This is a genomic window from Ruegeria sp. BJ6, assembly GCF_056537885.1.
In genome coordinates this window covers 685981-712543 of record NZ_JBQFSG010000001.1, presented here as the reverse complement: position 1 = coordinate 712543, position 26563 = coordinate 685981, and the positions used below count along the sequence as shown (strand labels likewise).

At 59.9% G+C, this 26563-nt stretch carries 23 protein-coding genes and 1 tRNA gene; 10 read left to right on the top strand and 14 right to left on the bottom strand.

What is annotated here, in order from left to right:
• Nucleotide 1: 1 nt before the first annotated feature.
• Both ACR0D6_RS03390 and ACR0D6_RS03385 read right to left on the bottom strand, forming a co-directional pair.
• Nucleotides 2-1594 (bottom strand): KpsE/RkpR family capsule polysaccharide export protein, encoded by a 1593-nt coding sequence (locus tag ACR0D6_RS03390; protein WP_480764462.1) that lies wholly within the window; start codon nucleotides 1592-1594, stop codon nucleotides 2-4.
• Nucleotides 1572-2231 (bottom strand): ATP-binding cassette domain-containing protein, encoded by a 660-nt coding sequence (locus ACR0D6_RS03385; RefSeq protein ID WP_170650940.1) that lies wholly within the window; start codon nucleotides 2229-2231, stop codon nucleotides 1572-1574. Before ACR0D6_RS03385 ends, ACR0D6_RS03390 begins: the two co-directional genes overlap by 23 nt.
• Before the next feature lie 254 nt (nucleotides 2232-2485).
• On the opposite strand from ACR0D6_RS03385, the gene ACR0D6_RS03380 reads away from it, so the two are divergent.
• Nucleotides 2486-3073: a uracil-DNA glycosylase family protein gene (locus tag ACR0D6_RS03380; RefSeq protein ID WP_480764461.1), complete on the top strand. Its 588-nt coding sequence runs from the start codon at nucleotides 2486-2488 to the stop codon at nucleotides 3071-3073.
• Nucleotides 3066-3854: an SseB family protein gene (locus ACR0D6_RS03375; RefSeq protein WP_480764460.1), complete on the top strand. Its 789-nt coding sequence runs from the start codon at nucleotides 3066-3068 to the stop codon at nucleotides 3852-3854. The genes ACR0D6_RS03380 and ACR0D6_RS03375 overlap by 8 nt, the downstream gene beginning before the upstream one ends.
• 57 nt (nucleotides 3855-3911) lie before the next feature.
• Here ACR0D6_RS03375 and yghU read toward each other — a convergent pair whose 3' ends face one another.
• Nucleotides 3912-4790 (bottom strand): glutathione-dependent disulfide-bond oxidoreductase, encoded by an 879-nt coding sequence (yghU, locus tag ACR0D6_RS03370; protein WP_480764459.1) that lies wholly within the window; start codon nucleotides 4788-4790, stop codon nucleotides 3912-3914.
• Between the two features lie 244 nt (nucleotides 4791-5034).
• On the opposite strand from yghU, the gene ACR0D6_RS03365 reads away from it, so the two are divergent.
• Entirely contained in the window at nucleotides 5035-5553 is a 519-nt protein-coding gene (locus ACR0D6_RS03365; RefSeq protein WP_480764458.1) for a YHS domain-containing (seleno)protein, read from the top strand.
• Between the two features lie 72 nt (nucleotides 5554-5625).
• Here the strand turns inward: ACR0D6_RS03365 and ACR0D6_RS03360 are convergent, their stop codons facing one another.
• Complete coding sequence (locus tag ACR0D6_RS03360; RefSeq protein ID WP_480764457.1) at nucleotides 5626-6255, bottom strand: DnaJ domain-containing protein; 630 nt, start codon at nucleotides 6253-6255, stop codon at nucleotides 5626-5628.
• A gap of 252 nt (nucleotides 6256-6507) precedes the next feature.
• Nucleotides 6508-7374, bottom strand: a complete 867-nt coding sequence (metF, locus tag ACR0D6_RS03355) for a methylenetetrahydrofolate reductase [NAD(P)H] (RefSeq protein ID WP_480727486.1) — start codon at nucleotides 7372-7374, stop codon at nucleotides 6508-6510.
• A 95-nt stretch (nucleotides 7375-7469) separates the two neighbouring features.
• Here metF and ACR0D6_RS03350 point away from each other — a divergent pair, with 95 nt between their 5' ends.
• Together ACR0D6_RS03350 and ACR0D6_RS03345 are read left to right on the top strand one after the other, a co-directional pair.
• The gene (locus ACR0D6_RS03350; RefSeq protein WP_480764456.1) at nucleotides 7470-8375 is read left to right on the top strand and encodes a LysR family transcriptional regulator; all 906 of its coding nucleotides are present in this window, start codon (nucleotides 7470-7472) and stop codon (nucleotides 8373-8375) included.
• A 107-nt stretch (nucleotides 8376-8482) separates the two neighbouring features.
• Complete coding sequence (locus ACR0D6_RS03345; RefSeq protein WP_480764455.1) at nucleotides 8483-9268, top strand: inositol monophosphatase family protein; 786 nt, start codon at nucleotides 8483-8485, stop codon at nucleotides 9266-9268.
• A 107-nt stretch (nucleotides 9269-9375) separates the two neighbouring features.
• On the opposite strand, the gene bhcD is transcribed toward ACR0D6_RS03345, so the two are convergent.
• From bhcD to bhcA, 4 genes are read right to left on the bottom strand one after another with little or no spacing between them, the layout of a single operon-like run.
• A complete protein-coding gene (gene bhcD, locus ACR0D6_RS03340) occupies nucleotides 9376-10362 on the bottom strand; it encodes an iminosuccinate reductase BhcD (RefSeq protein WP_480764454.1) in 987 nt (328 codons plus the stop codon).
• A 19-nt stretch (nucleotides 10363-10381) separates the two neighbouring features.
• The gene (gene bhcC, locus ACR0D6_RS03335; protein ID WP_480727482.1) at nucleotides 10382-11545 is read right to left on the bottom strand and encodes a 3-hydroxy-D-aspartate aldolase BhcC; all 1164 of its coding nucleotides are present in this window, start codon (nucleotides 11543-11545) and stop codon (nucleotides 10382-10384) included.
• Nucleotides 11546-11558: 13 nt separating this feature from the next.
• Complete coding sequence (bhcB, locus tag ACR0D6_RS03330) at nucleotides 11559-12530, bottom strand: beta-hydroxyaspartate dehydratase BhcB (protein ID WP_480448711.1); 972 nt, start codon at nucleotides 12528-12530, stop codon at nucleotides 11559-11561.
• A gap of 11 nt (nucleotides 12531-12541) precedes the next feature.
• A complete protein-coding gene (gene bhcA / locus ACR0D6_RS03325; RefSeq protein WP_480764453.1) occupies nucleotides 12542-13732 on the bottom strand; it encodes an L-aspartate--glyoxylate aminotransferase BhcA in 1191 nt (396 codons plus the stop codon).
• Between the two features lie 201 nt (nucleotides 13733-13933).
• Here bhcA and ACR0D6_RS03320 point away from each other — a divergent pair, with 201 nt between their 5' ends.
• Nucleotides 13934-14764 carry an IclR family transcriptional regulator gene (locus tag ACR0D6_RS03320; protein ID WP_480764452.1) on the top strand — a complete coding sequence of 277 codons (831 nt, stop codon included), beginning with the start codon at nucleotides 13934-13936 and terminating at the stop codon, nucleotides 14762-14764.
• Here ACR0D6_RS03320 and ACR0D6_RS03315 read toward each other — a convergent pair.
• The 3 genes from ACR0D6_RS03315 to putA are packed head-to-tail and all read right to left on the bottom strand — an operon-like array spanning nucleotide 14737 to nucleotide 19294.
• Nucleotides 14737-15102 carry a GFA family protein gene (locus ACR0D6_RS03315; RefSeq protein WP_480764732.1) on the bottom strand — a complete coding sequence of 122 codons (366 nt, stop codon included), beginning with the start codon at nucleotides 15100-15102 and terminating at the stop codon, nucleotides 14737-14739. The genes ACR0D6_RS03320 and ACR0D6_RS03315 overlap by 28 nt on opposite strands.
• Nucleotides 15103-15107: 5 nt before the next feature.
• Nucleotides 15108-15851, bottom strand: coding sequence for a rhomboid family intramembrane serine protease (locus ACR0D6_RS03310; RefSeq protein WP_170650926.1), 744 nt, complete (start codon nucleotides 15849-15851; stop codon nucleotides 15108-15110).
• Nucleotides 15852-15892: 41 nt separating this feature from the next.
• Complete coding sequence (putA, locus tag ACR0D6_RS03305) at nucleotides 15893-19294, bottom strand: bifunctional proline dehydrogenase/L-glutamate gamma-semialdehyde dehydrogenase PutA (RefSeq protein ID WP_480764451.1); 3402 nt, start codon at nucleotides 19292-19294, stop codon at nucleotides 15893-15895.
• 103 nt (nucleotides 19295-19397) lie between these two features.
• On the opposite strand from putA, the gene ACR0D6_RS03300 reads away from it, so the two are divergent.
• Nucleotides 19398-19886 carry an Lrp/AsnC family transcriptional regulator gene (locus tag ACR0D6_RS03300; RefSeq protein ID WP_480448717.1) on the top strand — a complete coding sequence of 163 codons (489 nt, stop codon included), beginning with the start codon at nucleotides 19398-19400 and terminating at the stop codon, nucleotides 19884-19886.
• A 30-nt stretch (nucleotides 19887-19916) separates the two neighbouring features.
• Nucleotides 19917-20477, top strand: a complete 561-nt coding sequence (locus tag ACR0D6_RS03295) for a tetratricopeptide repeat protein (protein ID WP_480764450.1) — start codon at nucleotides 19917-19919, stop codon at nucleotides 20475-20477.
• Nucleotides 20478-20540: 63 nt separating this feature from the next.
• Here ACR0D6_RS03295 and ACR0D6_RS03290 read toward each other — a convergent pair whose 3' ends face one another.
• Nucleotides 20541-22430 (bottom strand): PhoX family protein, encoded by a 1890-nt coding sequence (locus tag ACR0D6_RS03290; RefSeq protein WP_480764449.1) that lies wholly within the window; start codon nucleotides 22428-22430, stop codon nucleotides 20541-20543.
• Between the two features lie 191 nt (nucleotides 22431-22621).
• A complete protein-coding gene (locus ACR0D6_RS03285) occupies nucleotides 22622-24265 on the bottom strand; it encodes a tetratricopeptide repeat protein (RefSeq protein WP_480764448.1) in 1644 nt (547 codons plus the stop codon).
• 196 nt (nucleotides 24266-24461) lie between these two features.
• Here ACR0D6_RS03285 and ACR0D6_RS03280 point away from each other — a divergent pair.
• Together ACR0D6_RS03280 and ACR0D6_RS03275 are read left to right on the top strand one after the other, a co-directional pair.
• Nucleotides 24462-24535: transfer RNA gene (locus tag ACR0D6_RS03280), tRNA-Gly, on the top strand.
• A 129-nt stretch (nucleotides 24536-24664) separates the two neighbouring features.
• Nucleotides 24665-26488 (top strand): ABC transporter transmembrane domain-containing protein, encoded by a 1824-nt coding sequence (locus ACR0D6_RS03275; protein WP_480764447.1) that lies wholly within the window; start codon nucleotides 24665-24667, stop codon nucleotides 26486-26488.
• Nucleotides 26489-26563 lie beyond the last annotated feature (75 nt).

Below are 26563 nucleotides of genomic sequence, written 5' to 3'. Positions count from 1 at the left end.
CTTATGAAGATACCTGTTCACGAAGGACCGACGCGGTAAGCGAGATCATGAGGTAGATACCAGCAAAAAGCAGGAAAGCCAAAATCGTATTTTCGAACTTGCGCGGATAGCTTGGTTCCTGGCTGGGCACGGGGTTCACGGATACGGTCAGATAACGGACCTGACGGTTCGCCTCCAGCCGGGTCGTTTCCATTTGCTGCAAGGCCGTCTGCAACATCATGTCCCGTGTCACGAGGTCTGCCTGAGCCATCTGAATCCTGACACTCAGCCGGGCCAGCGAGTTTTCGCCGTTGGATGCATCGACCATCTCATTATTGAGGTCGGCCAGCACCGCCTCTAGCCGTTCGATATCGCTGCGCGCACCCTCGACCTTTGCTTTGTTGGGGCGTGCGTTATCCAGCAGTGCCGCAAGCTGAAGCTCTTTTTCCTGCAACTGGACTTCAACCTGATTGATCCGCGCCCGCAGGCTGGCAATGACGCCTTCGGGATCAAGAACGGCGCCTTTTAGCTGCAGGTCCACCAGATTTTCCTGCGCATTGCGACGCTCTTGCTGCGCATTTTCAAAGCTTTGGAGGGCTTCGCGCATCTGATCCTCGCGCTTTTGCTCGGACAGGTTGTTAATGCGATCCTCAGAATATTCGATCAGTTTCTCTGAAAAGACTGTTGAGGTTTCCGGATCTGCGGCCACGACCTCCATGCGGATCACACCCTCTGTCGGGTCATAGCCGATTGTGACAACACGCTTGTAAACCTTGTAGATGTCTTCGGTCGTCGCGTCCGGAGCCAGGCGCAATATGGGGTCGATCCAGTCCTGTTTGAAATGGTCGGCAAAACCTGTCTCTTGGTCGAGTTTCAGCATGATTTCCTTCGACTCGAGATAGGATTGCGCTGCTATGGAATCCTGGGTTGTCGCGAACTGAGTTCCGGCGAACAAACCGCCGATGCTGCCCGGCCCGCCATCGGCCTGCAGGATCAGAAACTCTGAATTACTGGCATAAAGCGGGGTCGCGATGCGGTAGAAGTAATACCCGACAATGATTGTCGGCAGCAGCACGAATACGGCCAGCCGTGCAAACAACCCCATGAGCTTGCGGCGGCGGCGTTTTGCGATGTCTTTCTGAATCTGGCCGATTTCGATGTCGCGACGCTGGGACGGGTTCAGCTCTGGCGAAGGTAGCGACTCACCCTTTGCTTTGAGGGTTTGCGGCAGCTGGACTTTCTTTGGGTCCTGCCCATCGGCGTTCTGTCCGTCGCCGGTATTTTCTGATGCCACCAGATCAAGCAGGTTCGATTTCTGAAACGGATCGATTCCGGACTGCCGCAGCAGCCGCACCGCGTCATAGTCCGAGGTTGCGGCCAGATTGTGCTTTTGGGCAAGGCGGCGCGCCATCCGCAACTGTCGTCCTGTCAGCCCCTCGCGTTTGATCGCGTCCAGTTCAGTGCCTGCCGCCGTCTGGTTTTCTTCGGGGTTCTGCGGTTGGGTCGCACGGCGAATGGTTTCGATGGCCTGTGAACGTGACAGGCCGTCACCGTCGCCTTTCGCACCATCGGGTTGGGGAACCCGGTATTTCCTAGCCCTGGGTTTGGTAGTCATACAACTGCTTCGCCTCTTCCAAGGATTCAAACATATAAAGCTGCCCATCCATCAGGACAGCCGCCTTGCGCGCAAATTTTTCCAGTGTTGCAGGGTTATGGGAAACGATGACAAGTGTGGTTGTCCGCAACCGCTCCTGCAGGATCGAGCCTGCTTTCCTGTTGAATTCAACATCCGTCGTCGCCGGCATTCCTTCGTCGATCAGGTACATGTCGAAATCGAGCGCCAGCATGAGAGCAAAGGTGAATCGCGCCCTCATGCCCGAGGAATAGGTGGCCAGCGGCTGATTGAAGTATTCGCCCAGATTACACAGCCACATGCAGTAGGCTTCGACATAATCCGGGTCCAGCCCGTAAATCTTGGCGATGTAGCGCGAGTTTTCCAGAGCCGAGAGTTTGTTTGATACGCCGCCGGTGAACCCCATGGGGAACGAAACCTTGCAGTCGCGGCGGATCACGCCCTCGTCCGGTTTTTCAAGCCCCGCCATCATGTTGATAAGCGTGGTTTTCCCGGTGCCGTTCGGGGCAAGAACCCCAAGCGAAGTGCCGAGTTCAACGCGGAACGAGACCCGGTCCAGGATCACCTTGCGGCGCGTCCCGGTCCAGAAGGATTTGCTGACATTTTCAAACTCCAGCATGTGCTGCCTTACACTTGTGAAGGGCGGGTCCCGATGTGTCTGTCCCGGTTTGAAAGGGTTGTGCCTGATACCGGTCCATGTTGGCCACATTATGTCGAAATATGAAACAAATGTTCAATGCGTCCGCGATTAGGATTTTTTGGTGGTGACATGCCGGCACCAAGCGCGGGCAGGTACATCTGGACGCCGGGCCCGTGATGCCTATCTTTCCGGGATGGCCTGTTCAACCCCAGCAGACGGAACTTTGCGCGCCGATGACCTCTCTCGCAGATGAAATACGGGGGTGCCGGTTGTGCGCTGAGAAATTCGCAGATACGGCGACTGCGCACGAACCAAGACCGGTTGTCTGGTTCCGCCCCGGTGCGCGCCTTTTGATCGCAGGGCAGGCACCGGGCGCGCGGGTGCATGCCTCGGGGCGGCCGTTTACCGATCCGTCCGGTGACCGACTGCGCGCATGGCTGGGCATCGACGAGAGCACATTTTACGATCTGAGCCGTGTTGCCGTGGTTCCGATGGCTTTTTGCTTTCCGGGCTACAACGATCGCAAGGCCGATCTGCCGCCGCCGCCGATCTGCGGGCGGACATGGCATGGCAGGGTGATGCAGGAACTGGGAGAGGTCCCCCTGACGGTTCTTGTCGGGGGGCATGCGCATAAATACCATCTTGGCGCGCAGACACCTGTCACCGAAACGGTGCGCAGCTGGCGGGACCATGCGCCGCGGGTCTTTGCCTTGCCTCATCCGTCGTGGCGCAATACGGGATGGCTGAAGAAGAACCCGTGGTTCGAGGCCGAGCTTTTGCCGGTGCTGCGCGCGCGGGTGCAAGAGGTGTTGAATGACTGAAGCGACGGCGCTGGACGATGCCCATGGTGCGATGCAGGCCGCACCGCATGACGACGCCGCCCGATTGCGGTTTTTCGAACGTCTGGCGGATAGCGAGTTGTTCCTGCTGCTGACTGAAGAGGCGCGGGACGAAAACCTGTCTCCGGAAGTGTTCGATGTGGCGGATGGCAGGTTTGTTCTGGCCTTTGACCGCGAGGAACGGTTGGCCCGGTTCACGGGGCATCCGGCGCCCTACGCCGCTTTGTCGGGGCGGGTTCTGGCGTCGATGCTGTCCGGGCAGGGGATCGGTCTTGGTCTGAACCTCGAGGTTGCTCCGTCGTCGTTTCTGATCCCGGCCGAGGCTTTGGCATGGCTGCATGAGACGCTGGATCATGCCCCGCAGGAAGTTCAGGCGGCGCTGGCAGAGTTTCGGCCGCCCGAAGGTTTGCCGGAACGCTTGCTGACGGCGCTGGACGCCAAGCTGGCTACGGCAGGCGGACTGGCGCAAACCGCTTATCTGGTCGGTACCCGGGACGACCGGGGCGGGCAGGGGCACATGCTGGGTTTTGTCGATGCCGTCGCCGGGGCCGAAGGCGCGCTGGCCAAGGCTGCGTCCGAGGCGCTGACATTCTCGGGCATTGAGGCCGGAGAGATGGATGTGGGTTTCTTTTCAGCGGATGATCCTGCCGCCGCGATGATGGCCAGGGTCGGGTTGCGGTTCGATCTGCCCCAGCCTGAACAACCGGACATCGTGCGGGCCGCACCGGGAAGTGATCCGGAAAAGCCGCCGATTCTGAAATAGCAAAGGCCACGGAGCGGCCCGTTCACCGCATCCGTGGCCCGATCTGGTGGTGCCGGGTTATTCGGCGGCGGGTTCCAGTTTGTCCTGCGTGCGTGTTTCGAAATCGCTTGCGTCGTGGCGTTCGTGCAGTTGCGTATGCAGTTCGCCAAATGCGCGGTTGACCATGCGGCCGCGGCTGACGGCGGGGCGTTCGTCGATGGCCTTGGCCCAACGCAGGACGTTCTTGTAGGACGTCACATCCAGAAACTCGGCAGCGTCATAAAGACGGCCCAGCACCAGTTGGCCATACCAAGGCCAGATCGCCATGTCCGCGATCGTGTACTCTTCGCCCGCGATATAGGTCTTGTCTGCCAGTTCTCTGTCCAACACGTCCAGTTGGCGCTTGGCTTCCATGGCAAAGCGGTCAATGGGGTACTGCCACTTTTCCGGGGCGTAGGCGTAGAAATGGCCAAAGCCGCCACCCAGATAGGGGGCGCTGCCCATTTGCCAGAACACCCAGTTCATGACCTCGGTCCGCGCCGGGCCTTCGCCGGGCAGGAACGCATCGAACTTTTCGGCCAGGTGGAACAGGATCGAAGCGCTTTCAAAGATGCGAACCGGTTCGTCCCCCGACCGGTCCCACAGCGCGGGGATTTTCGAGTTGGGGTTGGCCTCAACAAAACCGGACGAAAACTGGTCGCCTTCACCGATATTGACCAGCCAGGCATTATATTCCGCGCCTACGTGTCCCAGCGCCAGAAGCTCTTCGAGCATGATGGTGACCTTCACCCCGTTGGGGGTGGCCAGCGAATACAGCTGCAGCGGGTGCTTGCCGATCGGCAGATCACGGTCGTGTGTCGCCCCGGCAATGGGCCTGTTGATATTTGCGAAGCGGCCGCCGCTTTCGCTGTCCCAGGTCCAGACCTTGGGTGGGTAATAGGTGGATTGTTCGCTCATATCACGCCTTTCTGGTCACATGCGGGTTAGGCACCCGTGACCAGAGCTAATGTTGCAAACGGCAAAGTCCAACCCCCGGAATTCGGATCGGTACTGAAACATTTCCGGAAATCACCTCACATATCCTCGTGGATCGTCACAGGGGCGCGAGCAGGTCTTCGCAAGATTTCAGAATCGCCTATTGTCTGGTCAGTCCCGCCGAACAGGCATCTGAGAAACTGTCGATCCGAAAAGGAACCGCCTAATGAAACGATTTGCTTTTAGCTTTGCTGCAGCCATGGTTATGGCCGTCCCGGCATTTGCCGGGCCTCAATATGTCGACGGCACCGGCTTTGCCGTGTCCGGCTATGATGTCGTTGCCTATCGCAGTCTGGATCAGGTGCCAGTAGGGCAGACCCAGCCCGAAGGTGTTCGCGGTCGCGCCGACATCACGGCTGAGTATAACGGATCGACCTGGGCGTTCGCGACCGAGGAAAATCGCGACAAGTTTCTCGAAAACCCGGAATATTATGCGCCGCAATTCGACGGTCACTGTGCTTATGGCGTTTCGCGTGGCGGCAAGGTACCTGCCAATCCGAACCTGTGGCGGATTGTGGATGACAAGCTGTATCTGAACATCACGGATGTGGTTGTCGGCTTCTGGGAAGAGGATGTTCCCGGTAATATCGATCTGGCGGGCGGCAACTGGCCGGGCATCGAGCCGGACGACGCATCGACCAGCGTCATCCCGAAATGGACATCGGAAGGCCCGGTTTCCAACTGATCGGTTCGCTGAAATTGAATATTGCCCGGGTCACCAGTGACCCGGGTTTTTTTCATGAACACACTTAATGTGTCAGGTCATGAATTCGCGGCGGTTCTCGTGGCTGGCTTGGAACCGGACCTTCACGCTTTTGGCGCCAGGAAACTTGCGTTCGCGAATCCCGTCGGGGACGATGATTTCGCCTGCGCCTGCGCTTTTTGACTGAAAGGACAGCACCTCGGTCGTCAATCTGCGGGACGCATCCAGAATAGACGTCGGCAACGCCACCCGGTTGCCGCCTTCGCAGACCGACGTGGTGACAAAATAAGTCAGATGACGGCCATGGCAGCCCACGGCGTCAGGAATGTGTTCCGCGGGTTTGTCCGGGGTTGCGTCGTCCATATCTGCGGCAAGCTGGCCTCGGCAGGCCTCAACCTCTTGCGGGCTCAGGTCTACAATGCGCGATCTGAGTTTTGGTCGCCGCGGCTTTGGCGGCCCCTCCGGGTCGGACCGGCCGTTTTTCGTCAGGCCGTCCTCGCGCAACAGATCAAAGGCTGCTTTCGCACGGGCAAAATCAACGTGGTCACCACCGGCATGATCCGGGTGCGCCCGAAATGCCACTCGCCTCCACGCCTCGCGGATTTCGTCTGAACTTGCAGTTTGTGCGACACCAAGATCCCTGAGCGCAGCCGCCCGGGCTTGGATTCTGTCAACTGGCTCCATACCAAAATACTCTTTAAACACTTACAGTTATTACCCTTGGCCCCCGCCATGGTTTTGTCAAATTTGAAGGGTTTTTGAACCTGTGGGGCAAACAATCCATGGGTGCCGCCGGTTTTGTTCCCGTGGCTTGGTTCAATCCATGTCGGAGGCGTGAAATTTCACCGTCAGGGGTTTGCCGGGGCTGTCATAGCCCGTGACCGGGATTCGCGGGCATCGGCAACGCGTTATCGCGCATTAAACAAGGGGCAGGTGTCAGGCGACGTTCTGCAGATCGACCTTTGGCGTGACCCCCAGCGCAAAACAGACGTCGCGCGTCAGTTCCGGCCGGTTGAGCGTATAGAAATGCAGCTTGTCGACACCGCCCTCAATCAGATCCGTGCAAAGCTCGGTGCAAAGAGCGGTGGCAAGCAGATCTTCGCGGTCGTCACGCTGCGCTTTTGAGAATGCGTTTTCGACCCAATCGGGGATGTGTGTGCCGCAGCGTCTGGCAAAGTTGCGCGCGCCCTTCCAGTTCTCGATTGGCAGAATTCCGGGCGTGATCGGTTTGTCTATCCCGGCCTTTTCGCAGGCGTCGCGGAAGCGGAAAAACGTCTCGGCCTCGAAAAAGAACTGTGTCAGCGCTTCGTCGGCTCCAGCGTCCAGCTTGGCCTTGAGCCAGTCGACATCCGAGGCGGAATTGGGCGCCTCGGGGTGAATGTCGGGATAGGCGCCCACACGAATGGTGAACTTGCCCGTATCAGAAAGCGCCTCGATCAGCTCGACGGAGTTCGCGAATCCGCCGGGGTGGGGCTGAAACCGGCCTTGTCCCTTGGGTGGATCGCCGCGCAGGGCCACAATCTCGCTCACGCCGGCATCGGCAAAGGTGTCTGCGATGGCAAGCGTTTCTTCGCGGGTTGCCTGCACACAGGTCAGATGCGCCGCGACATTCAAGCCCGAGGTTTTATGAAGCGTTGCCACGGCTTCGCGGGTCAGTTCGCGAGTCGTGCCGCCCGCACCGTAAGTGACCGATACAAAACGTGGGGCAAGGGGCGTTAGCGTATGCACCGTGTCCCAAAGACGGAACGACGCCTCAAGGTTCTGTGGCGGAAAGAACTCAAAGGATACTTCTGGCGTGTTCATCGGCTGTCATCTCACTTTTTCTGCCCTCTTGTTACATTTTAGGAATTGTGAGACAAACTCATAATTCTCAAGAACAACATGAGCGGTATTTGCGGATGCATATCGAGTTTCGCCACCTGCGCACCATTAAGGCAATCCATGAATGCGGGGGGCTGGCCCGCGCGGCGGATCAGCTGAACATCACGCAATCCGCTCTTAGCCATCAGATCAAGGGGTTGGAGGATCAGGCAGGGGTCGAACTGTTTCTGCGCCGGTCCAAGCCGATGAAGCTGTCGGCAGCAGGGTTGCGCCTGTTGCGGCTGGCCGAACAGATTCTGCCCCAGGTCGAGGCGATGCAGGCCGAATTTACCTCTCTCAGGGAGGGACGCACCGGGCGGATGCATATCGCCATTGAGTGCCATGCCTGTTTTGAGTGGCTGTTTCCGGTGCTGGAATCGTTCCGCAAGTCGTGGCCGGATGTGGATGTCGATATCCGGCCGGGGCTGGCATTTGATGCCCTGCCTGCCTTGCAAAAGGAGGAGGTCGATCTGGTAGTCTCATCAGACCCAGAAGACCTGCCGGGCGTCGAATTTGTCGAGCTTTTCGATTATAACGCAGTGTTTGTCGCGGCGTCTTCGCATCCGCTGGCGCAGAAGGATTTTATCGAAGCCGAGGATTTCCGGGGGCAGACTCTGATCACGTACCCGGTGGAACGGACGCGGCTGGATGTGTTCAGCCAGTTGCTGATCCCCGCGCGCGTGGAACCGGCGGCGATCCGTCAGGTGGAACTGACGGCAGTGATCCTGTTGCTGGTCGCCTCGAACCGCGGCGTTTCGGTGTTGCCGGACTGGGTTGTGCGCGAGGTCAAATACAACTCGGACTATGTAACGCGGCCATTGACGCAGGCGGGTATCACGCGCCGGCTTTATGCCGCTGTCCGGTCAGAGGATCTGGAAAAACCGTTCGTTCAGGAACTGGTCAAGCTGGCGCGCGTCGAGGCCAAGAAGTTGCAGGCGCAATGAAATCTGACCCGGCGCTGAGAGGAAGGCTGCTATGCGCATCATTCCTCTTGGCAATGTCGCCTTGCGCCAGTATACGCGCGGTTTGACCGGACAGGAGCCTTTTGACAATGGTTGGCAGTGCAAATCTCAACATCATGATCAAGGCCGCGCGCAAGGCGGGGCGTTCTCTGGTCAAGGATTTTCGTGAGGTCGAGAACCTGCAGGTATCGATGAAGGGGGCGGGCGACTTTGTGTCCAAGGCCGACATCGCTGCCGAGGCGATCCTGAAAGAGGAACTGCTGGGCGCGCGCCCGACCTATGGCTGGCTGGCGGAAGAAGGCGGCGCGATCGACGGTGAGGACCCCACCCGCCGTTGGATCGTCGATCCGCTGGACGGAACGACGAACTTTCTGCACGGGCTGCCGCACTGGGCGGTCTCGATCGCGCTGGAGCATAAGGGCAAGATCGTTGCGGGCGTGATCTATGACGCCGCCAAGGACGAGATGTTCTTTGCCGAAAAAGGTGAAGGCGCGTGGATGAACGATACCCGCATCCGCGTTTCGGGACGTCACCGGATGATCGAGTCGATTTTCGCCACCGGGCTGCCCTTTGGCGGCCGGTCCGACCTGCCCGCCACCCTGCAGGATCTGGCGCGTCTGATGCCGATGTGTGCGGGTGTGCGTCGCTGGGGATCCGCAGCGCTTGATATGGCCTACGTTGCTGCTGGCCGTTACGAAGGGTTCTGGGAACGGCGCCTGAACGCGTGGGATGTTGCGGCCGGGATCATTATCGTGAAAGAGGCGGGCGGCTTTGTGCAGCCGCTGAACCCTGAGGGCAGTGTGCTGTCAGATGGCGAAGTGGTCTGCGCCAACGAACCGATCTTTGACAATTTCGCCAAGGTCATCCGAGGCTGAGCCCCAATCCGGCGCAAAGCGCCGGAGCCTCCGGCGGCCGTATTTGTCACAAGAAGAAGTTGCCCGGCTGTGCCAAACTCAGCCGGGCTTTGTTTTGCTTGGTTGGATCAGAGCGCGGCGCGTTGCGCCAGCCCGGCCTCATCCGCCAGTCGCGCGGCCACTGAAGCGACGGCCAGATCCTGAAGCCCGACCCCGGTTCCGTCAAACAGGGTGATTTCGCTGTCGCTGCTGCGTCCGGCATGATCACCGTTGATGACCGCACCAATCGGTGTGATTGCCGTTTCCGCCAGAGCACCGGAGGCCACCGCATGCTGTGCCTCGCCGATTGAAACGGACTGGGCAACTTCGTCCGTGAATACGGTGGCGGTGGCGACAAGATCGGCGTCCACTTCCTGTTTGCCTTTGGTGTCGGTGCCCATGCAGGCCAGATGGGTGCCGGGTTTGATCCAGTCTTTCATCAGCAGCGGTTCAAAAGCCGAAGTGATGGTGATGATGACATCCGCCTGCGCGCCCAGTTCCTGTTGCGACACGGGCTGGAACTCCAACCCCAGTTCCTCGGCCACTTTGGCCAGCCGCGGCAGCATTTCCGGGTGCGGGTTCCAGGCCACGACCTTTTCGAAACTGCGCTGCTCGGCTGCGGCCCGCAACTGAAAGGCGGACTGGTGGCCAGCGCCCACCATGCCCAGAACTTTTGCATCCTGTCTTGCCAGATGGGCGATGGAGACTGCCGAGGACGCGGCCGTGCGAACCGCAGTCAGGTAGTTGCCGCCCACGAGGGCGGACAACTTGCCGGTGTCCGGGTCGAACAGAAAGACCGTGGATTGGTGGTTGGTCAGACCCTTGTCTGCATTTCCCGGCCAGTATCCGCCCGATTTGACGCCCAGCACCTTTCCGGCCCGGTCGAAACCGGATTTGAAACCGTAAAGTGCATCGGCATGGCCGATCGCCTCGCGGATGACCGGGAAATTATAGGCGTCCTTGCGGGCCATGGCGGCAAAAACCGCCTCAACCGCGTCGAAGGCTTCCTTGCGCCCGACAAGTTTCTCGCAGAGATCCTCGTTAATGATCAGCAGACCGTCAGTCGTGGTGTTCATGATTTCTCCGTCCCGCATCTCAGTACGCCTTGCCGCGGGCAGAAACCGGCCACAGCGCTTCGACCTTGCCGTCGCGGACGCCGACATACCAGTCATGCACATTGCAGGTCGGATCACAGTGACCGGGGACGAGACGCAGTTTATCGTTCACCTTGAGCACACCGTCGGGATCACCGATCACGCCGTGTTCATCCGAACATTTCAGGTATTCCACATCGTCGCGCCCGTAGATGAAGGGCAGGCCGCTGTCGACGGACTGCGCCTTGAGGCCCGCGTCGCAGATCGCCTTGTCCGTCTTGGCGTGGCTCATGACGCTGGTCAGAAGGAACAGCGCATTTTCCCATTCGCCCTGATCGATGCGGTTGCCATCCTTGTCCAGAATGCGCCCGTAATCGGCATCCATGAAGGCGTAGGAGCCGCATTGCAGCTCGTTATAAACACCCGAGTTCGCTTCGAAGTAATACGAGCCGGTTCCGCCGCCCGAGACGAGTTCACACTCGATCCCTTCAGCCTTGAGGCCGTCCACAGCGTCCCTGACCATGGCTATGGCGATATCGAGTTTTTCTTTGCGCGCCTCGTAAGTGTCCAGATGCTGCATCGCGCCCTGATAGGCCTGAATACCGGTGAATTTCAGGTTTGGGGCTGCCTGAACGGCCTTGGCGATGGCAATCACATCCTCGGTCGAGCCGACTCCGCAGCGGCCTGCGCCGCAATCGATTTCGACAAACACCTCCAGCGTTGTGCCGTGTTTTTGCGCGGCTGCCGACAGGTCTGCAACGTTGTCGATGTCGTCCACGCACACGATGGTCCGGGCGCCAAAGTTGGGCAGTTGCGCCAGACGGTCGATCTTGGCCGGGTCGCGCACCTGGTTCGAGACGAGGACATCCTTGATGCCGCCGCGGGCAAAAACCTCGGCCTCGGAGACTTTCTGGCAGCAGACGCCCACGGCGCCGCCCAGTTGTTCCTGCAGCTTCGCCACGTCCACGGATTTGTGCATCTTGCCGTGAACGCGGTGGCGCATTCCGTGCGCCTTGGCATAGTCGCCCATCTTCTTAATGTTGCGCTCAAGCGCGTCCAGATCGAGGATCAGGCAGGGTGTCTGAATTTCGCTTTCATCCATGCCGATTGCGGCCGGGATATCAAAGCCGACATCCAGTTCTTCGATGTTGACGGGTTTGTTCATTGTTCTTCCTCTCTTACCCTTTGAGCCAGGGCAGTTTGTCCAGATCCACGTTGCCGCCGGTGACGATCACGCCAACGCGCTTGCCTTTGAACGTGTCCGGGTTTTTCAGAATGGTCGCGAGCGGCACGGCCGAAGATGGCTCCATCACCACGCGCAGGTATTTCCAGGTGAGTTTCATCGCATCGATGATCTCTTGCTCGGACGCAGTGAAGATGTCGGTCACGTGGTTCGAGACGAAGTGCCAGGTGTTTTCCTTGAGTGGAACCAAAAGGCCGTCGGCGACCGTTTTGGGTGCATCATCGGCGATGATGTGACCAGCCTTGAATGAACGGTAGGCGTCGTCGGCCTGCTCGGGCTCGGCGGCGTAGATGCCTGTTTCCGGGGCGAGGTTCGAAACGGTCAGGCAAGTGCCCGAGATCATCCCGCCGCCGCCGATCGGAGCCACGACGGCATCCAACCCATCGGTCTGTTCCAGCAGTTCTGCTGAACAAGTGGCCTGACCGGCGATCACACGCAGGTCGTTGTAGGGGTGCACGAACTCGCCGCCTGTGCGTGCCTGAACCTCTGCAAAAGTGGCCTCGCGGGACGAGGTTGAGGGCTCGCATTCGGTGATTGTGCCACCATAGCGGCGCACCGCGTCCTTTTTGGCCTGAGGCGCGGTACGGGGCATCACGACATTGCAGGGAATGCCCCGACGGCCCGCCGCGTAGGACAGCGACAGGGCATGGTTGCCCGACGAGTGCGTGCAGACACCTTTTTCGGCCATCTCATCGCTGAGTCCAAAGACCGCGTTGCACGCACCGCGCACTTTGAAGGCGCCGGCCTCCTGAAAGTTCTCACATTTGAAGAACAGCTCGGCACCGGACACCTCGTTCAGATAGTCCGAGGTCATGACTGGCGTGCGCCGGATATGCGGTTTGATCCGTGCGTGGGCCGCGCGCATATCGTCGATTGTCAGTTCTGCCGCCGTTATTTGATCCAGCATTGCGGGCCTCCTCATGCGGCTGCTTTGGCACTGCCTGCGTGGGTGGCACGGAAATAGTCCTGCGCCGCAGCCACGCCGCTGCCAAGTTTGATCGGATAGTTCAGGTCAGCCATGGCCATTTCGATGGTGGCCAGACCCGACAACACCATCACATCCGTCAGGCTGCCCAGATGGCCAATACGGAAGGCTTTGCCGTTCATCTGCCCAAGGCCGATCCCGAATGAAACACCATAGGCGTTGAAGGCGTGATCCGTCAGGGCATTGCTGTCGAAGCCGTCCGGGACGTAAATCGCACTGACCGTGTCAGAATACAGATCTGGGGATTGGGCGACAAGTTTCAGCCCCCATGCATCGACAGCGCGGCGCACGCCCTCGGCCAGCCGGAAGTGGCGGGCATAGACGTTCTCCAGCCCCTCTTCGAACAGCATCTTCAGGCTTTCCCGCATGCCATAGATCAGTTGAAGTGGTGGCGTGTACGGAAATCCGCCGGACGCATTTGCATCCATCATGTCGCGGAAATCGAAGAAGGTGCGCGGCAGCCTTGCCGAACCCATCGCGTCCAGTGCCTTGGGGCTGACACACAGGATCGCCATGCCCGTTGCCAGCATGAACCCCTTTTGCGAGCCCGATACGGCGATATCCACGCCCCAACGGTCGAACTGGAAATCCATGGAAGCCAGTGAGCTGACGCAATCCACGAACAGCATGGCCGGGTGATCGGCCGCATCCATCGCGCGGCGCAGCGCCGCGATGTCCGAGCGCACGCCGGTTGCCGTTTCATTGTGCGTGGCCAGAACGGCGCGGATTTCATGGGTCTTGTCCGATGACAGGATTTCCTGAAACCTGTCCGCTGGCGCACCGCTGCCCCACGGGCAGTCGATAATCTGCACATCCAGCCCATGACGCTGGCACAGGTCGATCCAGCGATGGCTGAACACGCCGTAACGCGCGACGAGGATCTTGTCGCCGGGGCTGAGTGTGTTGGTGATCGCGGCCTCCCAGCCGCCGGTGCCGCTGGCCGGAAAGGTCACGACCTGACCCTGTGTGGTGCCGAATACCTTTTTGGTGTCCTCAAGAACCGGCGCAAAGGTTTCCACGAAATCTGGCGCGCGGTGATCCTGTGTCTGAACCTGCATCGCAAGGCGAAGCCGATCCGGGATGTTTGTGGGTCCGGGAATAAAGACCGGGTTCTGGTTTGACATCGCTGTGTCCTCCGCTTTGAAGGAAATTCTTGCGAAAAACAGCAACGGGTGCAATTTTCTTGAAAAGCATTTTCATTTTTGTCATAAAATACATAACGCATTATAATTAATGGATTTTCATTTTATTGATTTTGGTGGAAATGAAACCGGGGCCAAATTAATTATTCGAAGTAGGGCCTCGGACAGCAGGAGTTTGACGGAATGGAGACTCAGAAACGACCGCGCGGCAGGCCCAAGTCCCTGTTCAAGGAAAGCTCAGCAGGAACCATGCAGTCGCTGGATCGGGCGCTTGGCGTTTTGACTTCTGTGGCGCGTTACGAACGCTCGACCCTCAGCGATCTGTCGCGTGAGGTTGGGGTACCCACGGCCACGACGCATCGCATTCTGACCACGATGCAAAAGCATGGATACGTGGCATTCGACGACGAGCGGCAGGAATGGATGATCGGGATCGAGGCGTATCGGACCGGTGCGTCCTTTCTCAAACGCAATAGTGTGCTGGAAATTGGACGCCCAATACTGCGGCGGTTGATGCAGGAGAGTGGGGAAACGGCCAATCTGGCGGTTCCGGATGGCAACGAGGTCGTGTTTGTCGGTCAGGTCGAAACCGCAAATCCGATCCGGGCGTTTTTCCCGCCGGGTGCACGTACGCCGATGTATGCCTCGGGCACGGGCAAAGCGATACTGGCGGCGATGTCTGAGGAGGCGCTGCAAAAGGTGCTGGCAGCGACAGAGTTAGAGGGCTTTACGGATTGCACCCTGTTGCCCGAAAACAGGTTGCTGGCGGATTTGGCGGAGACGCGGGAACGCGGCTGGTCTCATGACCGCGAGGAACGATACGTGGGTATGTCCTGCATTGGTGCGGTCATCTTTAACGAGCGGCGCGAACCCTGTGCCGGGATATCGGTTTCCGGACCGACGGTAAGGTTCGGTGATGCGCGCGCAGCAGAGCTTGGCAATCTGGTATCAGAAGCCGCTTTGGAGATCACGCGCCTGAGCGGCGGTCAGGTGCCGGACCTGTCAGATGGGTGATTGACGCCGTCGTTCCACGGGATGTCCCCATGGGTTCGCGGATTGCCGCCTTCGATGCAGCCTAGATTGACGCCGCATTCCGCCGGGTCCGAGCGGCGCTGGTGATAGACATAAATCCCGCAAGTCCTGCAGAAATAGTGTTTGGCCGTTTTTGTGCCCCAGCTGTAGAGGCCAAGGTTGTCTGCCCCTTTCAGGACTTTCAGTGAGGCTGTCGTGGCCGTGACGGCAGCCGCGCCATGGCGGATGCAGAACGAACAATCACAGCGCGCAGCCGAGGCGAGGCCCTGTGGAAAATCGGCCTCGATCTCGACCGCGCCGCAGTGGCAGGTGGCTTTCATACGGTTCATTTGCGCGGAACCCTTGGAATGCGGGATTGAGAGAGTTTGTATTTGTGTTCGGGATGCGGCGGGTGCCCGTGTGTGCGATTCCAGAATTGCGGGCCGCCGCGTTTCAGCCAAAGGGGTATGCACAGTATCAACCCCACAAAGAACCCGCCGGTATGGGCCCAATAGGCAACGCCGCCTTCGTCGGGATTGGCGCTGAAGCTGCCAAGGAACTGCATTCCCAGCCAGACGCCCAGCATGATGAAGGCGGAAACGGAAAAGACCCGGAAATAGACGATCAGGATCAGCAGGATATCGACGCGCGCCTTGGGAAACATCAACAGATAGCCACCCATGACACCCGCGATGGCCCCGGATGCGCCCACGGTGGGCACGACCGAACCCGGGGCAGTGGCGACATGGATCAGCCCCGCGCCGATGCCGCTGACCAGATAAAACAGCAGAAACGGCAGATGGCCCATCTCATCTTCGAGGTTGTCGCCGAAGATCCACAGGAACAGCATGTTCCCGGCCAGATGCATCCAGCCACCATGCAGGAACATCGACGTCACCAGCGTTTCGAACCCGAACCCGTCCGAGATCCGCGCCGGGATGACGGCGTAGTCGAAAAAGAACCGGTTGATCAGGCGCGCATCCTCCATGATCCCCACATAGCTCAGGAAAATCAGGATATTGGCGGCTATCAGGGCATAGACGACGTAGGGCGTGCGGCCCGACGGGTTGTGATCGCGTATCGGAAACATGGGGCGACGCTGGGCTTTTGCGCGCCCAGCGTCAAGGTCACTTATGCCGCACCACCCAGCAGGGCCGCGTTGCCGCCGGCGGCAGTGGTATCGACGCAGACATGGCGTTCACCCAGCACCCTTGCACGGTCCGGTCGACCGGGGATCATCGGTGCGATCGGCCCGGAGCGCCGTGCAAGGTGACGTTCGATTTCGCGGGCGGTCTCTTCGTCCCCCCACCACAGAACGCCGGAAATGCCTTCGATGTTCTCAAGCCGGTGCAGATCCAGATTTCCGGTTGCCCGGATTGCGGTTCCACCCAGTGCCTTCACCGCGTCGGCCTGCGCGCCTGCGGCCTGGTCGCCCGGACCCATGCACAGCAGCGGCGCGCGGGGAATTTCGCTGAGACGGTTGGATTCGCCGGTCGGGCCGGGCAGGGAGTGGGTTTGCGCCGGGGCCGGGTCACCTTCGCTGGCGGGAAGGCCGGTCATCACCGTGTCCCAAGTGTCCTGACTTGTCTGCCGGTCCGGGACGCAAAAGCGGGCCATATAGTTTGGACCGCCCGCCTTGGGCCCTGTGCCGGACAAGCCCTCGCCCCCGAACGGCTGCGAGCCGACAATGGCTCCGATCTGGTTGCGGTTGACATAGATGTTGCCCGCATGGACTGCCTCGGTCACGTGTTGCACGCGGTCGTCGATCCGGGTGTGCAGGCCAAATGTCAGGCCATAGCCCGTAGCGTTTATGTCGGCGATCACCTGATCGATTTCCTGTGATTTGAAGCGGGCGACATGCAGGACAGGGCCGAAAATCTCGCGCTCCAGCGCGGCGATGCCCGGGATTTCGATCAGAGTGGGCGCGATGAACGTGCCCTCGGGCGGGGGGGTGAGTTCCTTGAGGACACGCCCTTCGGCCCGGGCCTTGGCCACGTGATCGGCAATTCCCTGTCTTGCCTGATCGTCTATAACAGGCCCGCTGTCGGTCGAGATCAGCCACGGATCGCCGATACTCAGTGCGTCCATCGCACCTTTGAGCATGGTCAGAACGTCATCGGCGATATCTTCCTGAAGATAGAGACAGCGCAGCGCCGAGCAACGCTGGCCCGCTGACTGGAACGCGCTTTCGACAACGGATTGCACGGCCTGTTCGGGCAGGGCGGTGCTGTCTACGATCATCGCGTTCAGGCCACCGGTTTCGGCGATCAGGGGCGTGCCCGGGCGCAGGTTTTCGGCCATTGCGGCCCGAATTTTGAGCGCGGTTGCGGTTGAGCCGGTGAAGGCTACGCCCGAAACCCGCGAGTCCGATGTCAGCGCGGCGCCGACCGCCGGACCGCCGGGCAACAGTTGCAGCACGTCGCGCGGGACCCCGGCTTCGTGCAACAGCTGAACGGCGCGGTGTGCGATCAGCGGGGTTTGTGGCGCGGGTTTGGCCAGCACCGCGTTGCCGGTGGCCAAAGCTGCCGATATCTGCCCGGTGAAAATTGCCAGCGGGAAATTCCAGGGACTGATGCAGGTGAATGTACCTGCGGGTTTGGCGTCTGGAATGTTGGCCGCGTAATAGCGCAGGAAATCCACCGCCTCGCGCAGTTCGGCGACCGCGTCCATCAGGGATTTGCCTGCCTCACGTGCGAGCAGGGCAAAGAGTTCGCCGTAGTTGGCCTCATAAAGGTCGGCGGCTGCGTTCAGAATTCCAGCCCTTTCTTCCGGAGATGCCCGCCAGATGGATGCCGATGCCAGCGCCAGTTCAACATCCGCAGCACTTGAGGGTGCGACCGATCCGGGCTTGTCCTGTGGATGCGCCGGGTTGGCGACCATTTCGTCGGCTTCGGGTTGTGCATCTTCGGACAAAAGCGGGCGGGCATACCAGTGATAGGCGCGGAACGTATCGCGCTGGGCGTCGATGGTGTCGAGCGTCGGCGTGTGCCTGAGGTCGAAGCCACGCGAATTTGGGCGTTCGGGTGCAAACAATTCCGGTCCTGTCGGCAAGGCCGGTGCCGGTTCCTGAACGGTTTCGAACGGATCGGCGGCAACGTCTTCGGGCGGTACATTTTCGTCCACGATCTGGTTGACGAAGGAACTGTTGGCGCCGTTTTCCAGAAGGCGGCGCACCAGATAGGCCAGCAGGTCACGGTGGGCCCCGACCGGGGCATAGATGCGGCAGCGTGATTTCTGACCGTCCATCACCAGCTGGTGCAAGGTCTCGCCCATGCCATGCAGCCGCTGGAATTCGAACGGCTGATCATCGGCCATGTGCAGGATCGCACTGACCGTATGGGCGTTGTGGGTGGCAAATTGCGGGTAGATCCGGTCGGTCATGCCCAGCAGCTTGCGGGCATTGGCGATGTACGAGACGTCGGTTGCGGCCTTTTTGGTGAAAACGGGAAACCCATCGACGCCTTCGACCTGAGCGCGCTTGATCTCGGTATCCCAGTACGCGCCCTTGACCAGCCGGACCATCAGCTTGCGATCGTGGCGCTGGGCCATGTCATACAGCGTGTCCAGCACCAGACCGGCGCGCGGGCCATAAGCCTGCACGACGATACCGAAACCGTCCCAGCCGGACAGGGCCGGTTCGGCCATGACGGCCTCGATAACCTGTAGCGACAGGGACAGGCGGTCAGCCTCTTCTGCGTCCACATTCAGGCCCATGCCCGCCGCCTTGGCCAGCAAGGCCAGCGCGCGCAGACGCGGAACCAGTTCGTCCATGACCCGTTCTTCCTGCGCCAGTTCGTAGCGCGGGTGCAGGGCGGACAGCTTGACCGAGATGCCCGGATTGGCACGAATGTCGTCATGCGTGCAGGCCTCGGCAATGGCTGCGATGGCACGGGAATACGACAGGTGATAGCGCGCGGCGTCGGCCTCGGTCCGGGCGGCTTCACCCAGCATGTCGTAGGAGTAGGTGTATCCCTTGCTCTCCATCCCTTTGGCGCGGTCCATGGCGGATTGAATGGTTTCGCCCAGAACGAATTGGCGACCCATCTCTTTCATGGCGCGGCCGACGGCGGTGCGGATCACCGGTTCGCCCAGTCGCTTTATCGCGCCGCGCAGGGCGCTTACGGGGGATGATTTGCCTTCGTCCAGAACCTTGCCGGTCAGCATCAGCGCCCAGGTTGAAGCGTTCACCAGAGACGAGGATGAATGCCCAAGGTGTTTGCCCCAGTCGGATGGGGCGATCTTGTCCTCGATCAGGGCGTCGATCGTGTCGGCATCGGGTACACGCAACAACGCTTCGGCCAGGCACATAAGCGCCACTCCTTCATCGGTGGAAAGGCCGTATTCAGCCAGAAACACCTCCATCAGGCCGGGTGACGTGCTGGATCTGATATCGCGCACCAGCTGGGCGGCTGCATTGCAAATCGCCTGACGATCCGAAGGGGACAGCGCGGCCTGTGCAGTCAGGGCGTCAAGGATCGCGGACTGATCGGCATAGGTCTGGTTGTCGATGAGTGTGCGCAGGGCGTGTGTCATGGTCTCTCCGAGCTTTTTGTCTAGCATAGTGGTAATAATGCAGGACAAACTCCTGAATTTTTGTGTAATAAGTGCATATGGACTAAATATTAGGGTAAATACGATGCAAATGGACTTTCCTGATCTGGACCGGTTCGATCAGGCCATTCTGAGGGTCATCGCCGAGGATGGGCGGATTTCGGTTGCCGATCTGTCGCGGCGCATCGGGTTGTCGAAATCGCCGACGCAGGCCCGCCTGAAACGGCTTGAGGCCGAAGGCGTCATCACCGGGTATCGCGCGATGGTAGACCCGATCCGGCTGGGGCTGGACCATGTGGCCTTTGTCGAGGTGCGGCTGACCGACACGCGCGAGAAGGCATTGGCGGAATTCAACGCCGCCGTGCGCAGGATCGCCGAGATTGAGCAGGCGCATATGATCGCCAGCAATTTCGACTATCTCCTCAAGGTTCGGACCCGCTCAATGTCAGAATACCGTGCGGTTCTAGCCGAGAAGATTTCTTCGCTGCCGCATGTGGCGAATACATCGACATTTGTGGCGATGGAGGCGGTGAAAGAGACCGGTCTGCTGAACCCGGGTGAAGACTTCGGTTGACCGGACAGGGGATTGCGCCACTTGTGGGGTATGAAAAAAGCCATAGCCATAAGCGTTGTGTTGATTGCAGGTGCCGGTACGGCCGGGGCCTGTCCCGATGCCCCGGATCATATCGCTGGGGTGGATGCGCTTATCCGGGAGATTCAGTCGGCAGAGACCGAGGTTGAGGCTCGGGGAATTTCAGGGCGCATGTGGGAGTTGTGGATGGACGCCCCCGACACAAGGTCACAGGCCCTTCTGGATCGGGGCATGTCACGGCGTGAAGGGTGGGATTTGCTCGGCGCGCTTGAGGAGTTCAATGCGCTGGTCGAATACTGCCCGGACTATGCCGAAGGGTACAATCAGCGCGCTTTCGTCAATTATCTGAGACATGATTTCCCGGCGGCCCTGAATGATCTGGACCGGGCGCTTGAGTTGTCGCCGAACCATGTCGCGGCGATGAGTGGTCGTGCCCTTTCGTTGTTGGGGCTGAAGCGGATGGAAGAGGCGCGTGCAGCTCTGGCCGATGCACTTGTGCTGAACCCGTGGCTTCCTGAAAGGCAACTACTGAAACCCGGTGGTTTGCTGGAACCACCCGGCGAGGATATCTGAACCTTGAACAAAAAAACGCCCCCAAGCAATCAGCCTGAGGGCGTTTGAAGATTGTCATTCCGATCAGCCGACAAGTCCGTTGTCGTCACGCTTGATGGTGATAACCGCCGAACGCGGGGTGCCGCCGTCGGGCCAGTTGCTGCCGGGGTGCTGGATGCCGACAAACATGGTGCGCAGGTCGCTGGACCACGCTAGACCGGTAACTTCGCAGCCATTTGGCCCGGTCATGAACCGCACAACCTCGCCAGTCACCGGGTCACCAACCAGCATCTGGTTGTTGCCGTTGCCAGCAAAGTCATCTTCGTTGTCGTCATTGCCGTCGGTTTGAATCCAGACCAGACCGGTCGAGTCGATTGCCATGCCGTCGGGCGAGTTAAAAAGGTTGCCTTCGTTCATGTTGTCCGAACCGGCGCGCGCGTCGTCGTGGACGGTCGGGTTGCCCGCCATCACGTAAAGATCCCAGTCGAACCCGTTGGCGGCGTGATCCTCGTCTGCCGGGCGCCAGCGGACGATCTGGCCGTACTTGTTGGCCTCGCGCGGGTTGGGGCCGTTGGCCGGGGTGTCGTCGCCACCGGCATTCGGTTTGACACCGCGGTTCTTGTTGTTGGTGAGGCAGCAATACGCCTCGATCGCGACCGGGCTGGAGGCGACCCATTCGGGGCGGTCCATGGTGGTGCCGCCCGCGGCCGAGGCCGCCATGCGGGTGAAGATCAGGATTTCAGCCGCGTCCATGCCGGTGGTTTCCTGCGTCAACGGCAGCCATTCACCGGTCATGTCATCGTTGAATTTGGCGACATAAAGCGTGCCGTCGTTCAGCAGGTTTTCGGTTTCGCCACCGGGCTGGTAGGTGCCGTTCGAGACGAACCGATAGAGGTATTCGCCGCGTTCGTCGTCACCCATATAGACAACCACGCGACCGTCCCTGGCCAGCGCGACCTCGGCATTCTCGTGCTTGAAGCGGCCCAGACCGGTGTGTTTGACCGGGGTGCTGTCGGGCTTGGTCGGATCGATTTCCACAATCCAGCCCGCGCGGTGCGGCTCGTTCGGGTTTTTCGAGGTGTCGAAACGCGGGTCGAACAGTTCGTAACCATTCCAGCTTTCGGCTTTCACACCATAGCGTTTCATGCCGTCGGCAACCTTCTGGTCATAGGTCGCGCCTTCGTCGGTCGAGCCGAAATAGCCATTGAAGTTTTCTTCGCAGGTTAGGTAGGTGCCCCATGGCGTCTTGCCCGCGCCGCAGTTGTTCAGCGTACCCAGCGAGGTTGTCCCGGTCGGGTCGGCCTTGGTTTTCAGCAGGTCGTGACCGGCAGCGGGGCCGACGATTTTCATCGGCGTGTTGTGGTGGATGCGGCGGTTGAAGGGGCTGTCCTTCACCACCGACCAGCCTTCGGGACCTTCGGTGATTTCCATCACAGTCACGCCCTGAATGTTCTGGAACTTGCGCACGTCATCGGCGCTGGCGGGCTTGCCTTCCTGCGCGGCAGGCAGGTTGATCTTGCGGTTGGGGTATTCGTGGTTGATGGCGATCAGTTCGTGGCCCTGATAGGAAAAGGTCTCCATGCCATCTGTGTTCTCGCCGAACACCTTGTCCGAATTTTCGACGGGACCGCCATCGGTAATGTCATAGCCGTCAGCATCCGAGAACAGCGGATCGCCCCAGCGCATCAGCATGTTCCAGGAATACCCTTCGGGAACATGAACGGTGCCATCGGTTTGCGCGGCGATCGGAGTGAAGGCAAAGCGCCTGCCTTCGATCGCCTGGGCTGGGCCCGAACTCAGCAACCCTGCACCCATTGCCGCTGCGCCGGACCCGAAGGCGAGGACGCCACCGAGAAATCCACGACGCGATATCGCGCTTTCGACGACGCGGTCAAAGTCGTTTTCTTCGGGGCGGGGGAAATGCAGCTCGTCCCAATCGTCTGCGGATAGATTGGTGGGGTCGGCGTCTTTCATGGATGGCTCCTGGCTGTCTGAATCAACGTGCTGTCAGGGTGTAGAATGCGTTTGTGACAGGTAATTGACAGTTGGAACAAGTACAGGGGGCAAGTCCCGCAAAATCACTTTTTAGCGAAAGCGTCATGCACATGGGCGCGGCCACAGCGCCATCCGACCTGTGGCCGCCCCGAGTCAGAGCGTTGGTTTCGTCAGGCGGCCTTAGCCTTGCTTCGGCAATAGCACGATGCGTGAATCGGTACGGTCGCACGCGCTGCTGCCTGATCCAGCTGCAGCTTGATGTGCCTTGCCTCGGTTTGCTCACCTCGTCTGACAAGGCATTCGTGCAGGCCGTGCAAACTCCAGATATTGCGCGGATGCTGACAGGCGCGCGCGAGGGTGTCGTCCAGCCCAAGATCGGCGCGATAGACCGCCTCGGCCTCGTCAAATCGCTGGTCTTCCATCAGCAACGCCCCAAGGGCGTGGCGCGTCGGCTGCATCCAGCCCCATGGCTCGTCATAGACCAGATTGTCATCCAGCTCGACCGAGCGGTGCAGATGTCCAAGCCCGCCTTGACGGTCGCCGGATTTAAACGCGATCTCTCCGTCCATCATGGCCTCGCCGATCATCAGCACGTCCTCGGCAGTGTTGTTGAAGACCAGACGGCTTTCGGGAACGGCCTTTCGCGCCTCGACGGCTAGTTCGCGTTCTTTGTGGGCCTCGTCCATGCGACCCAGATTGGCCAGCGCAACGGCGCGGGCCTGACGCATGGCGGCAAACGTATAGCTGTAAAGTTCGCGATCTTCCGGGAACGGTTCGTTCAGGATTTCATCCCATTGTCCGAAACGGACCATCACGTGGATTTTCTTGCCGTAAAACGACTCGAACAGATCCGGGAAAAAGCGGATCACGTTGTCGGGCAACATGCGCATCAGTTCCTCGGACGCGGCAAGGGCCTTTTCCGGCTGGCCAAGGAACATGGCCCCATAGGCTTCGAAATGCACGTTGTGAACGCGGTAGACGGTATAGAAATTCTCACCACCCGCCATCGCCTCGTATTTCCGGTCCACCTGTGCGGCGCGATGATTGCGCCAGACGACGTTTTGGTAGTCGCCGCACAATACGTCGATATGGGTCGCCATATGCACAAGGTGGCCACTGTCCGGCACCAAATCGACCAGCCGGTCGCCATGACGCAGCGCCTTTTCGGGTGTGGGCGACATCTCCATCAGGTGAATGTACATGTGCAGCAGACCGGGATGATCCCAGGCACCCGGTAATGTATCGAATGCCGTTTCCAGAACGGTCTGAGCTTCTTCGGTCGAAGCACCTTCGGCGGGTTTGCCCTGTTTCAGATCCCAGAGTTGCCATGGCGTTCGGTTCATCAACGCCTCGGCAAAGATCGAGGCCACGTCCAGATCCGCAGAGTGTTCGGCATAGACCTTGCGCATGGATTCGGAGAATGCATCGTTCCATGGCCCGTAGTCTTCGATTTCCGGGTCTGTTGGGAAGCGGTGGGACAGGGCCTCGATCAACGCGGCCTCAAGGGGTGTCACCGCATCGCGCAACGCCATGGCATCTGTGACGGACCGGTGGGCACGTTGCAGCATTGAAACTTTTTCTTCGGGCTCAAAGAACTCCCACGGTTTGTTGTAGTTGGGGGCGATTGCAAAGGCGACGCCCCAATGCGCCATGCCGCAATTGGCATCCAGTTCAATCGCCTTCTCGAAACAATCCGCAGCGGCTTCGTGGTTGAACCCGAAAAGCCAGACGAGCCCCTGATCAAACGCCTTTTTCGCCCCGGATGAGGATGTTGTGATATTGCGGGAATAGGTACCCAGGTCAAATTCCGTCATCGTGAATTTCCCCCGTATGTAAAAAATGCACCAATTGCCGCGCGGTGACGCCCACGGCGGCAATTGGATGTGCGGATCATAGCATAAAAGGCGCCTGACTGCCGCCCCGGTGTGCGGCGGGGTCGAAAAGGCGGCAAGAACCGAATTTCCGTTCTTGACGCCCGAACGCGCATGGAATAATCAGCCCAGACGCTGAGCGGGTATAGCTTAATGGTAAAGCCCCTGCCTTCCAAGCAGATTATGTCGGTTCGATTCCGTCTACCCGCTCCAGTTCAGCCCAAAATTCGATTGCGTCAAATGGCCCCCGTGGCCGTAGTGTGGTGCCGCGCTTCTTGACCCCGCGCACGACTGTCGCCAAGAAGCGTGCACCAGTGAAAGATCAAGATGCAAGGGCCAGACATGGCAAGATCTCAGTCAGCGAAATCCGTAACCACCCCTGCTCCGGGGGCGAGTGAAGAGCGGGCTGGCTCGAAAAAGCTGGGCGTCCTTGGATCGCTTTGGCCGTTTATGCGGCCATATCGCATGTTGATGATCGGTGCGACGCTGGCGCTGATCGTGACGGCCAGTATGTCACTGACGCTGCCGCTGGCGGTTCGTCGGGTTGTCGATCATTTCCGGATCGAAGATGGCGAGTTGCTGGATCAGTATTTTCTGGCGGCGCTCGGGATTGCTGCCATTCTCGCCGTTGGGACCGGGATTCGCTATGCGTTGGTGACGCGGCTGGGCGAGAGGGTCGTGGCGGATATCCGAAAGGCCGTGTTTGACAGGGTCATCAGCATGAGCCCCGAATTTTACGAGCGCATCATGACAGGTGAGGTGCTGAGCCGGATCACGACCGATACGACCCTGATCCAGTCGGTGCTGGGTTCCTCGGTTTCGATCGCGCTGCGCAACTTGCTGATGTTCGTCGGCGGTCTGGTCCTGATGTTGCTGACCTCGGCCAAGCTGACGGGGATGGTCTTGTTGCTCATTCCGATTGTGGTGGTTCCGATTCTGGTTCTGGGGCGGCGGCTGCGGGTTATCAGCCGGGAAAATCAGGACTGGATCGCAGCATCCTCGGGCAATGCCGGTGAGGCGCTGGGCGCGGTTCAGACCGTGCAGGCCTTTACCCACGAGCAGGCCAGCCGCAAGCAGTTCGGTGATATGACCGAGACGTCGTACACCGTTTCCCTGCGCCGGATTCAGACGCGTGCTATTTTGACGGTGATCGTCATATTCCTTGTTTTCTCAGGGATCGTCGGCGTGCTTTGGATGGGGGCGATTGACGTCCGTAACGGGCTCATGTCCGAAGGCGTTCTGATCCAGTTCGTCATCTATGCGGTGATCATGGCGGGATCGGTCGCAGCCCTTTCGGAAATCTGGAGCGAGCTGCAGCGCGCGGCAGGTGCAACAGAGCGTCTGATCGAACTGCTGAATGCGCAGGATACGGTCAACAACCCCTCGCGCCCCAAAGCCCTGCCGCAGCCGGTGCGGGGTGAGATCGGGTTCAACGATGTAAGCTTCCGGTATCCATCGCGACCGGATGTCGTGGCGCTGGACGAACTTACGCTGACCGTCAATCCGGGCGAAACGGTTGCGTTCGTGGGACCGTCCGGTGCGGGAAAGACAACCGTCATTCAGATGATCCAGCGGTTCTATGACCCGGATTCGGGGCGCGTGACGCTGGATGGCATGGATCTGCGCGACCTCGACCGGTCGGATTTCCGTCGGTTCATGGCCCTTGTCCCGCAGGACCCGGTGATTTTTGCCGCCTCGGCGCGCGAGAACATCCGGTTCGGCCGACTGGACGCCACAGATGCCGAGGTTGAGGCGGCCGCCCGCGCCGCAGTGGCGCATGATTTCATTTCGGCCCTGCCCGAAGGCTATGACAGCTTTGTCGGTGAGCGTGGCGTCATGCTGTCCGGTGGGCAAAAGCAGCGGATCGCCATTGCGCGGGCGATCCTGCGCGATGCGCCGGTTCTGCTGTTGGACGAGGCGACCTCGGCCCTGGATGCGGAAAGCGAACGCGCCGTGCAGGGGGCCGTTGACGAGATGCGGGCCGGGCGTACCACCTTGATCGTGGCCCACCGTCTGGCGACGGTGAAAAAGGCCGACAGGATCGTGGTGATGGAGGCCGGGCGTATCGTCGCGCAGGGTACCCATGACGATCTGGTGGCGCAGGATGGCCTGTACGCGCGTCTGGCCCGGTTGCAGTTCACCGATGGCGCGGTTGCCGCAGAATGATGTGACGCCCCGGCACTCTGCCTTTCGCCGCAGCGTCATTCTACATATTCCTGACCCCAACCGTTAAGCCCGCGC

Coding starts and splice junctions, on each gene's coding strand:
- ACR0D6_RS03290 (WP_480764449.1), bottom strand. CDS start 22,430: ATGAAAGACGCCGACCCCACCAATCTATCCGCAGACGATTGGGACGAG.
- ACR0D6_RS03285 (WP_480764448.1), bottom strand. CDS start 24,265: ATGACGGAATTTGACCTGGGTACCTATTCCCGCAATATCACAACATCC.
- yghU (WP_480764459.1), bottom strand. CDS start 4,790: ATGAGCGAACAATCCACCTATTACCCACCCAAGGTCTGGACCTGGGAC.
- ACR0D6_RS03320 (WP_480764452.1), top strand. CDS start 13,934: ATGGAGACTCAGAAACGACCGCGCGGCAGGCCCAAGTCCCTGTTCAAG.
- ACR0D6_RS03300 (WP_480448717.1), top strand. CDS start 19,398: ATGCAAATGGACTTTCCTGATCTGGACCGGTTCGATCAGGCCATTCTG.
- ACR0D6_RS03375 (WP_480764460.1), top strand. CDS start 3,066: ATGACTGAAGCGACGGCGCTGGACGATGCCCATGGTGCGATGCAGGCC.
- ACR0D6_RS03385 (WP_170650940.1), bottom strand. CDS start 2,231: ATGCTGGAGTTTGAAAATGTCAGCAAATCCTTCTGGACCGGGACGCGC.
- bhcA (WP_480764453.1), bottom strand. CDS start 13,732: ATGTCAAACCAGAACCCGGTCTTTATTCCCGGACCCACAAACATCCCG.
- ACR0D6_RS03390 (WP_480764462.1), bottom strand. CDS start 1,594: ATGACTACCAAACCCAGGGCTAGGAAATACCGGGTTCCCCAACCCGAT.
- bhcB (WP_480448711.1), bottom strand. CDS start 12,530: ATGCTGGATCAAATAACGGCGGCAGAACTGACAATCGACGATATGCGC.
- putA (WP_480764451.1), bottom strand. CDS start 19,294: ATGACACACGCCCTGCGCACACTCATCGACAACCAGACCTATGCCGAT.
- bhcC (WP_480727482.1), bottom strand. CDS start 11,545: ATGAACAAACCCGTCAACATCGAAGAACTGGATGTCGGCTTTGATATC.
- ACR0D6_RS03360 (WP_480764457.1), bottom strand. CDS start 6,255: ATGGAGCCAGTTGACAGAATCCAAGCCCGGGCGGCTGCGCTCAGGGAT.
- ACR0D6_RS03310 (WP_170650926.1), bottom strand. CDS start 15,851: ATGTTTCCGATACGCGATCACAACCCGTCGGGCCGCACGCCCTACGTC.
- metF (WP_480727486.1), bottom strand. CDS start 7,374: ATGAACACGCCAGAAGTATCCTTTGAGTTCTTTCCGCCACAGAACCTT.
- bhcD (WP_480764454.1), bottom strand. CDS start 10,362: ATGAACACCACGACTGACGGTCTGCTGATCATTAACGAGGATCTCTGC.
- ACR0D6_RS03380 (WP_480764461.1), top strand. CDS start 2,486: ATGACCTCTCTCGCAGATGAAATACGGGGGTGCCGGTTGTGCGCTGAG.
- ACR0D6_RS03315 (WP_480764732.1), bottom strand. CDS start 15,102: ATGAAAGCCACCTGCCACTGCGGCGCGGTCGAGATCGAGGCCGATTTT.
- ACR0D6_RS03345 (WP_480764455.1), top strand. CDS start 8,483: ATGGTTGGCAGTGCAAATCTCAACATCATGATCAAGGCCGCGCGCAAG.
- ACR0D6_RS03275 (WP_480764447.1), top strand. CDS start 24,665: ATGGCAAGATCTCAGTCAGCGAAATCCGTAACCACCCCTGCTCCGGGG.
- ACR0D6_RS03365 (WP_480764458.1), top strand. CDS start 5,035: ATGAAACGATTTGCTTTTAGCTTTGCTGCAGCCATGGTTATGGCCGTC.
- ACR0D6_RS03295 (WP_480764450.1), top strand. CDS start 19,917: ATGAAAAAAGCCATAGCCATAAGCGTTGTGTTGATTGCAGGTGCCGGT.
- ACR0D6_RS03350 (WP_480764456.1), top strand. CDS start 7,470: ATGCATATCGAGTTTCGCCACCTGCGCACCATTAAGGCAATCCATGAA.